Genomic DNA, 12,582 nt, shown 5'->3' with positions numbered 1-12,582 from the left:
AGGCCAGGGGTCGCCCAGAAGCGCCGCCTCTCCCCTCCTTCAAGCCGAAGCGACTTCGCGGCTTGGCTTAATTGACGCGATAGACACCTACAGCTTCAGCCCTATGCTTGCTTCCGGTCGCTTCCAGCTACGCCCCTTCGTTGAACCCGATCTCCCTACCTTCGTCGAGGCCGTTCTGGAGTCCACCGCCACCGTCGGGAAGTGGATGCCCTGGGCCCATGCCAACTACACAACCGCCGATGCTGCATCCTGGTTTGCGCATTGCGAGGCTGAGCGGGAGAGCGGTTCCAGCTACGAGTTCGGGATTTTCGACGCCGGGTCCAATACCCTTGTGGGTGGCTGTGGCCTCAATCAATTCAACCCGGTCAACGGTTTCTGCAACCTGGGCTACTGGGTCCGCCAGTCCTGGCAGCGCCAAGGCGCAGCGCTCGCCGCCGTTCAGGCACTCAGTCAGTTCGCCTTTGCTGAGCTCAAGCTGGGCCGCGTTGAAATCGTCGTGGCCCAACACAACACACCCAGTCTCGGCGTGGCCGAGCGGTCGGGCGCGGTGCGAGAGTGCCTCGCGCGAAATCGGCTCAAGGTGCATGGCTGCTTTACGGATGCCTATGTCTTTTCCCTCGTCCCTCCAGGCGTCTGACACCGCCGTCAAAGGAAGGTCTTGCGCCAAAGCGCAGGCCACCCTGTCCGTAGAACGCTTTGCCCTATGAGCCAAATTGCACAGCCAGTGGAGGTCCGCCGTCTTGGTGCCGATGACGCTGCGGCGTTTTCGGCTTTGCGACGAGAGGTCACACGAGCAGACCCCGTGCCCATGGGTTTGACGTTCGAGGAAGAACTCACGCGCACGTTGGAAGGCTTTCGAGCGCAGCTCTCTGCACCTCTTCCAAACGCTGTGTTCGGTTGTTTTATTCAGGGTGAGCTTGCCGCGACAGCTGCCGTCAGCCGCACAGGCCAATTTCCGTCCTCGCACCACAAAATGGTGATGTGGGGCGTGTTTACGTCCCCTCGGCACCGTCGCCGGGGACTAAGCCGGCAGGTCGTGGAAACCGCCCTTCAACACGCCTTCGACAACGGTGTGCATCGTGTGAACCTGCAGGTGTACGTGCCCAACGAACCGGCCATCGTGCTTTACAAATCAATGGGCTTTGTAGAGTACGGCGTCGAGTCTGAAGCAGTGTGCCTCGATGGCCAGTATCACAATGGCGTTCACATGACGCTTGTGAAAGACCGGCATGACAAGCCGCTGCATCCGACCGCCTTCGGCGTCAGCTGAGCGGCGGTTTTCTCCTGCAGGACCGTCGTTGTGGACCGGTACGCGCCCGCCATGCCAACTAACTTGTCGCGCAGCCGCACCCCTGCGCCTCAGCAGTCACAACGCAGCTACTTGCGCTGGACGACTCACTGGCGCATGGCTTTGCGCGGTGGTGATGTGTCCACGCTCTTGCGCTCCACACGAGCACTGCGATGGACGCGATCCTCAGCAGAACCATCAGTTCCAGACTGATCCCGAGTGTCGCCACCAGCCAGGAGTTCACTCCAAGCGCCGCAGCCCCACCCAGCAAGGGGATCGCCAAGGGGATGGTGCAGCACGCCACGCAGGCTCCCGCTACGCCCAGTGCGGCCAATACAGGTTTTTTCACGAATTTTCTCCAGTGGGTCCATGCGGGTCGATTCCCGTACGCCCACTTTAAAATCTCAAGTTACTTGAGATGCAAGGACTATTGTGAAAAAGCAGACCAACCCCGCTGACCCCACACCAGAGTTCCTCTCCATTGGCGCCCTGGCCAAGCGGGTTGGCTTTGCGGTATCTGCCCTGAGGTACTACGAAGAAGTGGGCTTGATACCCGCCGCGATGCGGCGCGACAGCGGCCATCGTGTCTATCCAGATTCGGTGCAAGACGTGCTCATCCTCATCCGGCACTGCCGCGATCTGGGGTTTTCGATTGATGAGACGCGCGAGCTGCTCGCGTTGTCGACCAGCGCCGAGCGCGACTGCGTGGAGGCGCGCGCAATAGCCCAGGCGCACCTCACCGCCGTGCGGGCCAAGATGGCGGAGCTGCGTCGCTTGGACCGCAGCCTGTCGCGTTTTGTCCAGGCTTGCAGCGCGGGCTGCGCTGGTGGCCCTGCGCCGGATTGCACCATCCTGGCCGACCTGCGCCAAGGCGAGCTGAAAGCCACGGTGGGCTCTGGATGCTGCTCATGAACAGCCCGCGTGCCCTCTTGCGATCAGCGTGACAGCGGCCCCGCGATCCGGTGCCATTTTCAACCGCACATGTGCGCAGCGGCTGCGCGCACCGGTTTCGCCGTGGCGCGTGGCCATGGTGAGCCACGCGTTAAATGATCTTTGCTATCACTTCAGTAGCTGCTAGCGCTTATCCAGAAAGCGCTAGCAGCCTGAGGGGCTATGAATCTGTACGCCGCGCCTGCATGCGTTGCATCAGAACCGTGTGCGCAGCGTCACCTGCACCGCACGCGGCGATCCCGGCAGGATCAGGTTGTCGTTGCTGCCGTGGGCGGACACGTAGTACTTGCGGTTGGCCAGGTTCTTGATGTTCACGTCCAGGTTCCACTGGCCCAGTGTGTACTGCAGCGCCGCATCGAGCGTGGTGTAGCCGGGCAAGGTCACCAGGTTGGTCAGCGAGGTGAAGCGCGCGCCCACGTAGTTCACGCCGCCGCCCACGCGCAGGCCGTGGCCCAGGTCCTTCATGGCCCACAGGAAGGCCGAGTTGCGCGGCGTGAGCGCAGCCACCTTGCCCTGCGCCGCGATGGCCGCCGTGGGCAGCTGCAGCGAGCCGGTGGTGGCCAGCGACTTGGTCATGCGGCCATCAAGCCACGCGTAGCCGGCGCTCACGTCCCAGCGGTCGGGCAGGCGGCCATTGGCGGTCAGCTCCAGGCCGTTGGTGCGCTGCGTGCCCACGTTGATCTGGCGCGACGGGTTGGTCGGGTCGGTGTTCTTGATGTTGGTGCGCTCCAGGTTGAAGAGCGCACCGGTGAAGTTCAGGCGGCCGTCCAGCACGTCGAGCTTCACGCCGATTTCCTTGTTCTCGGTGATCTCGGGCTCGGCGCCGGTGTTGTTGGCGGCCAGTGCAAAGGTCTCGGCCGAGGGCTGGAACGACTTGCTGTACGACACGTAGTACGACAGCGCATCGCTGGGCTGCCACACCAGGCCCGCGCGGGGGCTGAACTTCTTGTCGGTGCGCGACAGGCCCGCGAGCTTGCGGTCGAACGTGGTCTCCTGCCCGAACACGTCGTAGCGCGCACCCACCAGTGCCTTCCATTGCGGCGCCAGCGTGATCTGGTTTTGCCAGTACAGCGCGGCGGTGTCCTGCGTGGTGTGGCTGGGGATGGCGCCGTCGACCGCAAAGCTGGCGGCCGGGATGGCGGGGGCGGGGCGGTTGCCGGGGTTGAAGATCGGCACCCGGTCAGCGCCGCCCGAGACGGACTCGGCGCGCTTCTTTTGCTGGCCCAGCTCCACGCCCATCAGCCATTCCTGCTGGAAGCCGCCCAGCTGGTTGCGCCAGGTGACGTCGGTCTGGTTGAAGAAGCCTTTTTCGTCGCGCAGGATGAACGAGCGCGTGCGGCCCACCGTCAGGTTGACCGGGTCGGTGGTGCCGCCGGGCAGGGTGTTGTAGCGGTCCAGCGCGTAGTCGTACAAACGCGTGACGTTGCGCACCGACCAATCGTCGTTGAAGCGGTGGTTCAGCGTGGCCGCGAACGACTGCATGGTGCTGGTGGTGGTGTCGTCCTGCGCGGCGTTGCTGGAGCCGTAGTAGGTGCCGGCAGGCACGTTGACGGGGCGGCCATTGAGCGCGGGAATGCCGAAGTCCGTCAGGCGCTGGTCGCGGGCGTTGGTGTACTGCAGCAGCAGGTCGGTCTGCGCCGCGAGCTTGAGCGCAAGCGACGGCGCGAAGTTGTGGCGCTTGACGAACTGCTGGTCGCGGTAGCTGCCCGAGTCTTCCACGGCGGCGTTGACGCGAAAGGCCGCGGTGTCGCTGATGCCCACATTCACATCGGCCGTGGCGCGGCGGTAGTCGAAATTGCCCAGGCCCAAGCTGGCCTCGCCCGAGGTCTCGCCGAACTTGGGCTTCTTGGTCACGCGGTTGATCAGGCCGCCCGACGAGCCGCGCCCGTACAACACGGCGGCGGGGCCCTTGAGGACTTCCACCCGCTCGATGTCGGCCAGGTCGCGGAAGTACAGCGCATCGTCGCGCACGCCGTCGACAAACTGGTCGGCAATGGCCGTGAAGCCGCGGATCACCACCTGGTCGCGCTGGCCGTCGCCGTGGCTCATGGCCACGCCGGGCACGTTGCGCAGCACGTCTTCCATCGACCGCGCACCCTGGTCACGCATGAGCTGCTCGGGCACCACGTTCACGGCCTGGGGCACGTCGCGCAGCGGCGCGCTGCCCTTGGTGGCCGAGGTGCTGGCGGCGGGGGAGTAGCCGTCGTCGCCCGTGGTGGATTGCACCGTGACCTCGCCCAGGGTCTGCGCGGCGGCGGCGGGCGGCGCGCTCTGGGCCCACGCAGCGCTGCAGAGCGCAGCGAGCAGGGCGGCCGACAGGGGCCTGAGCGTGAGAGATGGCTGAAATGCGTGCATGATTTTTCCGTTGGTTGTGTGCGCAGCGCAGGTGAAGACAAGCTCGCGCCCCGTGCCTGGCTGGGGCCGGTGGTCGGCCTTGGCTGGGAGGTGTGCGAAGCGGTGAAGAGAAACGAATGCGGTAAGGCGGGACGGGAACAGGAGGCGGTGTGGCCCGGGTGTGCGCAGGGCTACCGTTACGGCGCGGCCCCTTCAGGCCGCCAGCACGGCGCTTGGCGCCATCACCAGCCGCCAGCCCATGCCAGCAGGCCGGCAGCCAGCGCGACGCCGGCCGCGACCGGCGCGCGCCGTGGCTGCCAGGTCACCATGGCCGTCACCGCCAAGGCCGCGACCGACAGGGCGACCGTCCAGGCCGTCACGCCCAGCGATGCGGGCACCTCGCCCGACGGCCGCGCCGCCAGCCACAGCGAGAGCGCCAGCACCAGCCAGCCGGCGCGGCGCAGGTGCATCTGGCGCCGCGCCGTGCCCTCGCGGCCCAGCGCGTCTTCGTGGTGGCGGTCCATGCCCAGCGCAATGGCCGACCATGCGGCAAAACACAGCAGAAAAGCGGACATGGATCAGGCTCCCGAAGTGGAGACGTCGGGCGTGGCCGACAGCGCCGGGGCAGCGGGCTGGGGGGCGGATGCGTTGGCGGCGGCGTGGCGCAGCGCCTGGGACACCGCGGCCTTGCCCTTGGGTACGCGCCCCGGGCGCAGCCGCCAGGACAGCCAGCACAGCAGCAGACCCGTGGCCAGGAACGACAGGTCCATGCTGGCCCAGATCCATTCGCCCGCCGGCAGCGTGACGCCCAGGTGGGTGGGGGTGTTCAGCGCATTGATCAGCGGCAGGGCCGTCCACACCGCACCCGCAGCGCCCAGCGGCACCGACCAGCCCATGCGGCTGGGGCACACCACGGCACACGCCAGCGCCCACACCAGCGCGATGCCCCAAGCGCTGAAGAACCAGCCCAGCTCAGTGTCGGCCCGGCCCTCGATGCCTACCGGGATCAGGCGGTTGGAGGCCACATACACGCCACAGGCCAGCGGCAGGCCCGCCAGCGTGGCGATGTTGATGGCGGCCACCAGGCGCTCGCCAAAGGGCGCCTTGGTGCGCGCTGCAGCGGCGGCAGCGCCCTGGCGGCCGGCTTTGGTTTGCGACAGGGCGCTGCGCTTGACCGTCCACAGCACCATGCCCGTGGCGATCATCAAGCTGCCCAGCACGCCAAAGCCGAAGAGGGCCCAGCGCATGCCTACGTCGGCAAAGCGCGCCAGGTGCAGGCCGTACAGCACGCCATAGGTCTTGGCGGCCGGGCCGGTGGGGTCGGCCTGGTCCAGCCATTGGCCGGTGGTCGCGTCGAACAGCAGGCGCGGCGGGCGGTACTGCAGGCGGTCGCCTTCGTGGCGCGTGACCTCGACCACGGCGCGGCCCTTGGCATCGCGGCGCGCCTGTAGGCTGCCGATGCGCCCGCCGTCCCAGCGGGTGCGTGCTTCGTTCAGGATGGGCTCCAGCGCGATGGCGGGCAGGGGCTCCACCTTGTCGTTTGCGCCGCGGCGGGGACGGCTCTCGGCCTTCTCGCCCTGCAGGTCGGCAAAGTACGCGTTGGAGTCCACGCCTTTTTCATTCTTGTACGTGGTGGCGATGCCGGCGGGCATATACAGCGTGTGGAAGATCATCAGCCCGCTGAAGGTGATCATCAAATAGAACGGCAGCACCAGCACGCCGGTGACGTTGTGCGCATCCAGCCAGGCGCGCTGCCCGCCCTTGGTGGGGCGGAAGGTAAAGAAGTCCTTGAAGATGCGGCGGTGCGTGATCACACCGGTGATCAGCGCCACAAACATCAGCATCGTCGCCACGCCCACCACCCAGCGGCCTTCGATGGTCCAGCGGCCCTTCTGGGCGGTACGCAGCTCGAAGTGAAAGCGGTAGAAGAAGTCGCCACCCATGGTCTGGCGTGCCTCGATGGGCTCTCCGGTCTGCGGGTTCATGCGTAGGGTTTCAAACCGGCCGTTGCCGGTGCCGCGCCACAGCAGGTTGACAGCAGGGTCGCGCTCGTCGGGCAGGTGCAGGATCCACTGCGTGACCTCGGGCGACTTGCGCACCAGGGCGTCCAGCGACTTCTGGGCCACCTGCGCATCCGCCACTTCGATGCTTGGCAGGCCGTGCATCTCGGGGCGCATCCACAGGTTGAACTCGTTCCTGAAGAACGACAGCGTGCCGGTGAGAAAGATCGCGAACAGCAGCCAGCCCAGGATCAGCCCGGCCCAGGTGTGCAGCCACGACATCGCCTGGCGGAAGCCCTCGCGGTCGGCGCTCTTGCGGGCGGTGGTGGTGTGTGCGGCGGTCATGGCGTGGCTCCCATCCATTGCGGCGCCATGGCGCAGGCGCCCAGCGCCAGGGCGGGCAGCAGCGTGCCACCCCAGGCGCCCCAGGCCGTGCGCGCATAAAACGCCCAGCCAGCGGCGATGGCATAGGCCAGCCAGGCCAGCATGGTGGCGGTCAGCACGGCCTCCACACGGGGCATGAACTGCGCCAGGCCCAGCGAAAAAGCCGCCGTGAACCCGGCGGCCAGCGCATAGCCGCCCGCGATGGCCGCCACGGAACGGGAGGTGACGCCCAAGCGGTAGCGCCAGTCCAAGCGAACTGCCTTCATGGCTGGGCTGTGGCGGCGCGAGAGGCGGCGCAGCAGTGAGAAAACGAGAGGAACAGAGACCCCGCAATGCAGGGGCTGGCGGTGCTGCGCAGCATCAGAGAGGCTCCAGGCAGGGTTGTCGTACGGCAAACGTACAAACGCTGGCTGCAGCGGCGGCGAGGCCCGGCTGACTGGCTGGCTAGGTGTGGAAGAAAATCACGGGATCGGGCGCAACGCCAATAGGGCTGCAAAGGGGTTGGCACCGGTCGTAAGAATGCATTCTACTTTTGTTGAGAAGCATTCGCATTCATTGGTGTGCAACTTGAGCTGTTTTGATGTGCATTTGCAACAGCTTGTGACGAGCAGCGCGGGGCGTCGCGGGCACAAAAAAACGGGCCGAAGCCCGTTTTTCTGATTTTCTTCTTTGGTTTTTTCGTGGAGCGCTCTGAGAAATCAATGCGGGTTCACTCTGCCTCGCCCATCTGGGATTGCAGGTAGTTCTGCAGGCCGACCTTGTCGATCAGGTCGATCTGGGTTTCGAGGAAGTCGATGTGCTCTTCGGTGTCGTCCAGGATCTTTTGCAGCAGATCTCGCGAGACATAGTCGCGCACCGTTTCGCAGTGGGCAATGCCTTCCTTGATGGTCGCCTGGGCACCTTGTTCGGAGCTCAGGTCGCAGGCCAGGATCTCTGGCACGTCTTCGCCGACCTGGAGCTTGGCCAGGTCCTGCAGGTTGGGCAGGCCGTCGAGCGTGAAGATGCGGTCCATGAGCCAGTCGGCATGCTTCATCTCGCCGATGGATTCCGAATACTCCTTCTTGGCCAGCTTGTCGAAGCCCCAGTGCTTGAGCATGCGGTAGTGCAGGAAGTACTGGTTGATGGCCGTGAGTTCGTTCTTGAGCTGGGCCTGCAGATGGCCAATGACTTGTGCGTCGCCTTTCATGGGGACTCCTTGTTTGTTCTGTGGATTCGGGCCCGATTGTCGTGACCTCGATCAATCACCGCAAGCCAAACCCCTGTTGAGTCGCTCTGTCTGCGTGTGATCCTGAGTTGTGTTCGCATCTGGACCTGCAAAAAAAGGGGCTGGCCGCCCATTGGCTGCCAGCCCCTTTTTTGGTGCGCGGTCAGCGCGCGTCAGGGAAGCTGGATCGCGACTTCCTTCTCGGCCCCGGTGGCGGTGGCCTTGCACACGGCATATACCGTCTGCGCACCGGTGCTGCCCAGCGACAGCGATTTGGTGTGGGTGAGGCCGTTGGCGCTGGCCGCAATGTCGTCATACAGCGCGCCGTAGCTGTTGCCCGTGCTCCACGATGCCCGGCAGGCCGCTGCCTGGTTGGTCGTCAGCACGTAGCTGGCGTTGTAGCCGGCGTGGGTGACCGAACCCACGGCAACCGTCAGGGGCTCGGCGGGTGGGGGCGTGCCCGGGGTGCCGGGCAGGCCGGTGGACTTGAGCGCGCCTGCCGGGATCTGCACCATGTACGCATCCACGTCGGTCGCGCTGCCCGTGTTCCAGTTGGAGTTGAACAGCACCTTGGTGAAGTCGCGGTTGACGGATGCGTGTGGTTCCGACCAGTACTCGTTGGAGGTCACGCGCGTGAACGCCAGGGTGTGGACCTGCGGGTTGGCCTTGAGCTCCACGGCCATGAGCTTGCGGTGGAACCACTGGCGGTTCACGGTGTCGGCGTAGGTGCTCAACAGCACCCACCCCGGCTTGTTGAAGCCCTTGCCCGACAGGTGCAGCGCCGTGGTCGAGCCGTTCAGGTAGCTGGGCAGCAGGAAGGTGCGCACGCCGGTGCGCAGGTTGACCAGGAAGATGTCGCCCACGTTGGCCTGGTAGTCCACCGACACATACACATCGTCGCCATTGGCATCGATCGCCAGGTCCGAGTGCTCGGACTTGTGCAGCAGCTTCTTGGACTGGCTGAAGTCGCGCGAGTACGCCACGGTGCCGCTGGCATCGTCACCCGAGACCACGCAGTAGTTGCCGCTCGGGCTCATGCTCACGTGGTCGGGGCGCACGCCGTTGGTGTTCTTGGTGCCGACGATGGTGTCGGTGTCGCGGTCCCAGGTGATCACGCCCAGGCTGTTCCAGTTGGCGTCGTCCACCATCAGGCACCAGTAGCGGCCGTCCTTGGACGGTGAGCCTTCAGAGCGGGTCCATGCCGCGTTGGCGCCGGGCCAGCGGGTTTTCAGGCGCGCAGACAGGTTGGTGACCACGCGCGTGGCACCGGTGGCGGTGTTGAGCTCGTGAATCTGCATGCCTACACCGTTGGTGGGCAGGTAGTACAGCAGATCGGGGTTGCTCGCGTGCCACTGTGGCTCGGCATCGGCTGCCAGGTAGGGCAGCACCTTCAGCCGCGCGTGCGTGTGTGCGTCGTACAGATGCCAGTGGCCGTCGAGCGCATAGATCAGGTGGCGGGTGCTGTCTGCGTTGAAGGCCTGGCGGCGCGCGTAGTCGTTGCGCGCAAAGGTCGCCACGCCATCGGCCGCGTGGTTGGTGGCGCGCGTAAAGCAGGTCCCGTAGTCGGGTTCTGCCAGCACGGCGCCCTTGGCAGGCTTGGCCAGTGTGGCCGCGGTCACCAGGGTGCGTGCGGTGCTCAATGCAAAGCCGGGGCGCGCTTCGTAAAAGGCCTTGCAACCGGGGCTCAGGGTGGACGCGATCACGGTGCTGCCAGGGGCGGTAAAGCGCAGTGCGCCGTTCCACAGCACGGAGCGCTGGCCGGGGATCACGTCCAGCCCGTCAAACGCCTTGTCGCCGATGCCACGGTCCAGGGTCACGCCCTCGGCGGTGGCGGCGACGGTGGTACCGTTGACGGTGATGGACTCCACGTACAGGTTGCGGTCTTCGCCGTTGGCGTTGGCGTCATTGGTGAACACCACGTCCACCTTGTCGCCGCCCGCAATCGAAGGCACCGAGAAACTGTAGTTCTGGTAGCTGGTCTCGCGCACCTCGGTGTCTGCCACGGCAATGCCGTTGACGCGCAACTGCATGAGCGCGCCCGCATTGGCCAACAGGCTGGCGCGGGCACGCACCACCAGGTTCGCGGCGTCGGCCTTGCTTGTATTGGTGGATTCTTTGCTGGCGGCTGTGGTCGCCGTTTCACTGCCTCCGCCCCCGCAGGCGGTCAGTGCCAGTACGGCCATCCCGCTGGCAACCGCATGGGTTAAAGATCTGGTGCTCATGGAAACTACCCTCTCGTTCAGTTGATGACATCTGCAGCCATGGCGACGCCTGTGGGTCAGGTTACCGGCATGGTTCTGTAAAAAGCGGAAAGGGCGGCACCCACGGCTCATTTGGTTTCAATCAGAAACACAATGGTGGATTGGCGGGGGGTCGTGGCCGCTGGCGGTGCCCCACCCTGGGCACAAAGCGGGCGACAAAAAAGAAAGCCCTGGGTATTGCTACCCAGGGCCTGGAAAAACTGCGGCCTGCGCCGCACGGCGGATTTCGGTTTTACAGCGCCTTGGCCGATGCCCCTGGCTGGGCGGCGTGGGCAGTCATGGTTTGCTGGTCACGCCAGTGCGCCACGCCCAGCCATACGGTGGGCACCAGCACCAGGGCCAGCGAGATGGCCTGGGCAATGGTTCCTTCGGCCAGGTCTTCCGTGGCCGCATGCCAGTAGGCGTTGTCGATGCCGGGCAGTACGCCGCCTTCCGTGAACTCATGGAACGCGTAGACCACCAGCTGCACGGCAAACACCGCCATGAACCATGAGGTGACGCGGAAGAACCGCGAGAGGTTCACTGCGCGGCCGTAGCGCGTCCAGGCCCAGGCAATGGCAATGGCCAGCGCCAGGCCTGCCAGGCCGCCCCAGGCCATGTAAGCCAGCTCCGCGCTGCGGGCCAGGGCGGCGAGCATGGTGGCGGTTTCCACGCCTTCGCGGCCCACCATGAACAGGGCAAACAAGAACACGGCCATCCAGGCGCGCGGGCCCTCCAGCACGCTGGCGTGGTCCATGCGCTGGGCGATCTCCTGGCCCATGCCTTTTCCCGCGCTGCGCATGTGCACCACACACCAGGCCACGGTGGCAGCCGCCACCAGCGCCATGCCGCCCTCGGCTGCGGGCGACAACGCGCCCACCTGCGACAGCACCCAGCCCAGCACCAGCGAGAGCAGGGCGGCCACGCCCACGCCTGCGCGCAGCGGCAGCAGCAGGTGCAAGCGCCCGGTCTTGCGCAGGTACAGGGTGGCAATCGCCACCACCAGCAGGGCTTCCAGCCCTTCGCGGAAACAGATCAGCAGTGTTTGGAACATGGTGAAGTCAGGTCTTGCTATAAATTAATGAGCTGCTTGCGCTTATTTGTAAAGCGCTACAGGCCTTTTTGACCAATATTTTGAGAATGGCGTAAGTGCACGGCCTTCCCGCTGCAATGCGCCGCCCGAGCGGCTTTGCTGCAGTGCGGCAGATGATATTACTAAATACGAATCAGTTGTATTTGAATGTTTGACATGCCACAAGGGTTGGCTGTATCGGCGTGCTTGCCTTGCAGGCTGCCAACGCTGGTTTCTGGGGTTGAAAGGGGCAAAATGCCGATCCCCGGACCGAGGGCAGGGTGTCAATGTATAGTCACAGGCAATTGATTCAATCAAATCAATTAATTGGATTGATGGCCGTGAACGGCCTAGACTTCAGTCCTGTTCAGTCAACCAACCACTAAGGAAACAGCAATGTCCCTGATCAATACGCAAGTTCAGCCCTTCAAGACCACCGCTTTCGTCAACCGCGCTGGCAAGGGTGAATTCATCGAAGTGACCGAACAGTCCCTCAAGGGCAAGTGGTCCGTGCTGATCTTCATGCCCGCAGCTTTCACCTTCAACTGCCCCACCGAAATCGAAGACGCTGCCGACAACTACGCTGCTTTCCAGGCTGCCGGTGCAGAGGTCTACATCGTGACCACCGACACGCACTTCTCGCACAAGGTCTGGCACGAAACCTCGGACGCCGTGGGCAAGGCCAAATTCCCCCTGGTCGGCGACCCAACACACCAGCTGACCAATGCTTTCGGCGTGCACATTGCTGAAGAAGGCCTGGCACTGCGCGGCACGTTCGTGATCAACCCCGATGGCGTGATCAAGACCCTGGAAATCCACTCCAACGAAATCGCCCGCGACGTGTCGGAAACCCTGCGCAAGCTCAAGGCTGCCCAGTTCACCGCCGCCAACCCTGGCCAAGTCTGCCCCGCCAAGTGGAAGGAAGGCGCCAAGACGCTGACGCCTTCGCTGGACCTGGTCGGCAAGATCTAATCGACGGCTCCCCCAAAGCCGGACAGCGTCATGGCGCCTGTGCGCCATGCCGTCCGGCTTTTTTACGCCCGGAGTTTGACTCGCAGGCTTGATCCAAACCACGCTTGCCATCACGCTCCCCACATACAACTCCAAAT

The 12,582-nt window shown here is 64.8% G+C and carries 12 protein-coding genes; 5 read left to right on the top strand and 7 right to left on the bottom strand.

What is annotated here, in order from left to right:
* Positions 1–103: 103 nt before the first annotated feature.
* The 4 genes from ASE39_RS00435 to ASE39_RS00425 all read left to right on the top strand — a co-directional run bounded on the left by ASE39_RS00435 (position 104) and on the right by ASE39_RS00425 (position 2,200).
* Positions 104–637, top strand: a complete 534-nt coding sequence (locus ASE39_RS00435; protein WP_010464053.1) for a GNAT family N-acetyltransferase — start codon at positions 104–106, stop codon at positions 635–637.
* Positions 638–703: 66 nt separating this feature from the next.
* Complete coding sequence (locus tag ASE39_RS25530) at positions 704–1,270, top strand: GNAT family N-acetyltransferase (RefSeq protein ID WP_081474656.1); 567 nt, start codon at positions 704–706, stop codon at positions 1,268–1,270.
* 191 nt (positions 1,271–1,461) lie between these two features.
* The gene (locus ASE39_RS26715) at positions 1,462–1,746 is read left to right on the top strand and encodes a hypothetical protein (RefSeq protein WP_139019205.1); all 285 of its coding nucleotides are present in this window, start codon (positions 1,462–1,464) and stop codon (positions 1,744–1,746) included.
* Positions 1,721–2,200 (top strand): helix-turn-helix domain-containing protein, encoded by a 480-nt coding sequence (locus ASE39_RS00425; protein WP_010464055.1) that lies wholly within the window; start codon positions 1,721–1,723, stop codon positions 2,198–2,200. Before ASE39_RS26715 ends, ASE39_RS00425 begins: the two co-directional genes overlap by 26 nt.
* A 234-nt stretch (positions 2,201–2,434) precedes the next feature.
* On the opposite strand, the gene ASE39_RS00420 is transcribed toward ASE39_RS00425, so the two are convergent.
* From ASE39_RS00420 to ASE39_RS00390, 7 genes are all read right to left on the bottom strand, one after another.
* On the bottom strand, positions 2,435–4,594 hold the full coding sequence (locus ASE39_RS00420) for a TonB-dependent siderophore receptor (RefSeq protein ID WP_057269864.1): 2,160 nt from the start codon (positions 4,592–4,594) through the stop codon (positions 2,435–2,437).
* A 221-nt stretch (positions 4,595–4,815) separates the two neighbouring features.
* Positions 4,816–5,148 (bottom strand): DUF3325 domain-containing protein, encoded by a 333-nt coding sequence (locus ASE39_RS00415; protein WP_010464057.1) that lies wholly within the window; start codon positions 5,146–5,148, stop codon positions 4,816–4,818.
* Between the two features lie 3 nt (positions 5,149–5,151).
* Complete coding sequence (locus ASE39_RS00410) at positions 5,152–6,918, bottom strand: PepSY-associated TM helix domain-containing protein (protein ID WP_057269863.1); 1,767 nt, start codon at positions 6,916–6,918, stop codon at positions 5,152–5,154.
* On the bottom strand, positions 6,915–7,223 hold the full coding sequence (locus tag ASE39_RS00405) for a hypothetical protein (RefSeq protein WP_029414101.1): 309 nt from the start codon (positions 7,221–7,223) through the stop codon (positions 6,915–6,917). Before ASE39_RS00405 ends, ASE39_RS00410 begins: the two co-directional genes overlap by 4 nt.
* A gap of 443 nt (positions 7,224–7,666) precedes the next feature.
* Positions 7,667–8,143, bottom strand: coding sequence for a bacterioferritin (gene bfr / locus ASE39_RS00400; protein WP_057227055.1), 477 nt, complete (start codon positions 8,141–8,143; stop codon positions 7,667–7,669).
* Between the two features lie 191 nt (positions 8,144–8,334).
* Positions 8,335–10,383: a carbohydrate-binding domain-containing protein gene (locus ASE39_RS00395; protein WP_158004226.1), complete on the bottom strand. Its 2,049-nt coding sequence runs from the start codon at positions 10,381–10,383 to the stop codon at positions 8,335–8,337.
* A gap of 271 nt (positions 10,384–10,654) precedes the next feature.
* Positions 10,655–11,455 (bottom strand): FTR1 family protein, encoded by an 801-nt coding sequence (locus ASE39_RS00390; RefSeq protein WP_057269861.1) that lies wholly within the window; start codon positions 11,453–11,455, stop codon positions 10,655–10,657.
* Positions 11,456–11,869: 414 nt separating this feature from the next.
* On the opposite strand from ASE39_RS00390, the gene ahpC reads away from it, so the two are divergent.
* Complete coding sequence (gene ahpC / locus ASE39_RS00385; RefSeq protein ID WP_057269860.1) at positions 11,870–12,445, top strand: alkyl hydroperoxide reductase subunit C; 576 nt, start codon at positions 11,870–11,872, stop codon at positions 12,443–12,445.
* The last annotated feature ends 137 nt before the right edge of the window (positions 12,446–12,582 follow it).

Origin of the sequence: Acidovorax sp. Root267, from assembly GCF_001429215.1 — a bacterium.
GTDB classification, from domain to species: domain Bacteria; phylum Pseudomonadota; class Gammaproteobacteria; order Burkholderiales; family Burkholderiaceae_C; genus Acidovorax; species Acidovorax radicis.
Note: the sequence above shows the minus strand (reverse complement) of the source record. Positions and strands in the feature narration are given on the sequence as shown.

What these genes read in the sequence shown, in the direction of transcription:
- ASE39_RS00415 (WP_010464057.1), bottom strand. Translation starts at nt 5,148, where the DNA reads ATGTCCGCTTTTCTGCTGTGTTTTGCCGCATGGTCGGCCATTGCGCTG.
- ahpC (WP_057269860.1), top strand. Translation starts at nt 11,870, where the DNA reads ATGTCCCTGATCAATACGCAAGTTCAGCCCTTCAAGACCACCGCTTTC.
- ASE39_RS00420 (WP_057269864.1), bottom strand. Translation starts at nt 4,594, where the DNA reads ATGCACGCATTTCAGCCATCTCTCACGCTCAGGCCCCTGTCGGCCGCC.
- ASE39_RS00410 (WP_057269863.1), bottom strand. Translation starts at nt 6,918, where the DNA reads ATGACCGCCGCACACACCACCACCGCCCGCAAGAGCGCCGACCGCGAG.
- ASE39_RS26715 (WP_139019205.1), top strand. Translation starts at nt 1,462, where the DNA reads ATGGACGCGATCCTCAGCAGAACCATCAGTTCCAGACTGATCCCGAGT.
- bfr (WP_057227055.1), bottom strand. Translation starts at nt 8,143, where the DNA reads ATGAAAGGCGACGCACAAGTCATTGGCCATCTGCAGGCCCAGCTCAAG.
- ASE39_RS00390 (WP_057269861.1), bottom strand. Translation starts at nt 11,455, where the DNA reads ATGTTCCAAACACTGCTGATCTGTTTCCGCGAAGGGCTGGAAGCCCTG.
- ASE39_RS25530 (WP_081474656.1), top strand. Translation starts at nt 704, where the DNA reads ATGAGCCAAATTGCACAGCCAGTGGAGGTCCGCCGTCTTGGTGCCGAT.
- ASE39_RS00435 (WP_010464053.1), top strand. Translation starts at nt 104, where the DNA reads ATGCTTGCTTCCGGTCGCTTCCAGCTACGCCCCTTCGTTGAACCCGAT.
- ASE39_RS00395 (WP_158004226.1), bottom strand. Translation starts at nt 10,383, where the DNA reads ATGAGCACCAGATCTTTAACCCATGCGGTTGCCAGCGGGATGGCCGTA.
- ASE39_RS00405 (WP_029414101.1), bottom strand. Translation starts at nt 7,223, where the DNA reads ATGAAGGCAGTTCGCTTGGACTGGCGCTACCGCTTGGGCGTCACCTCC.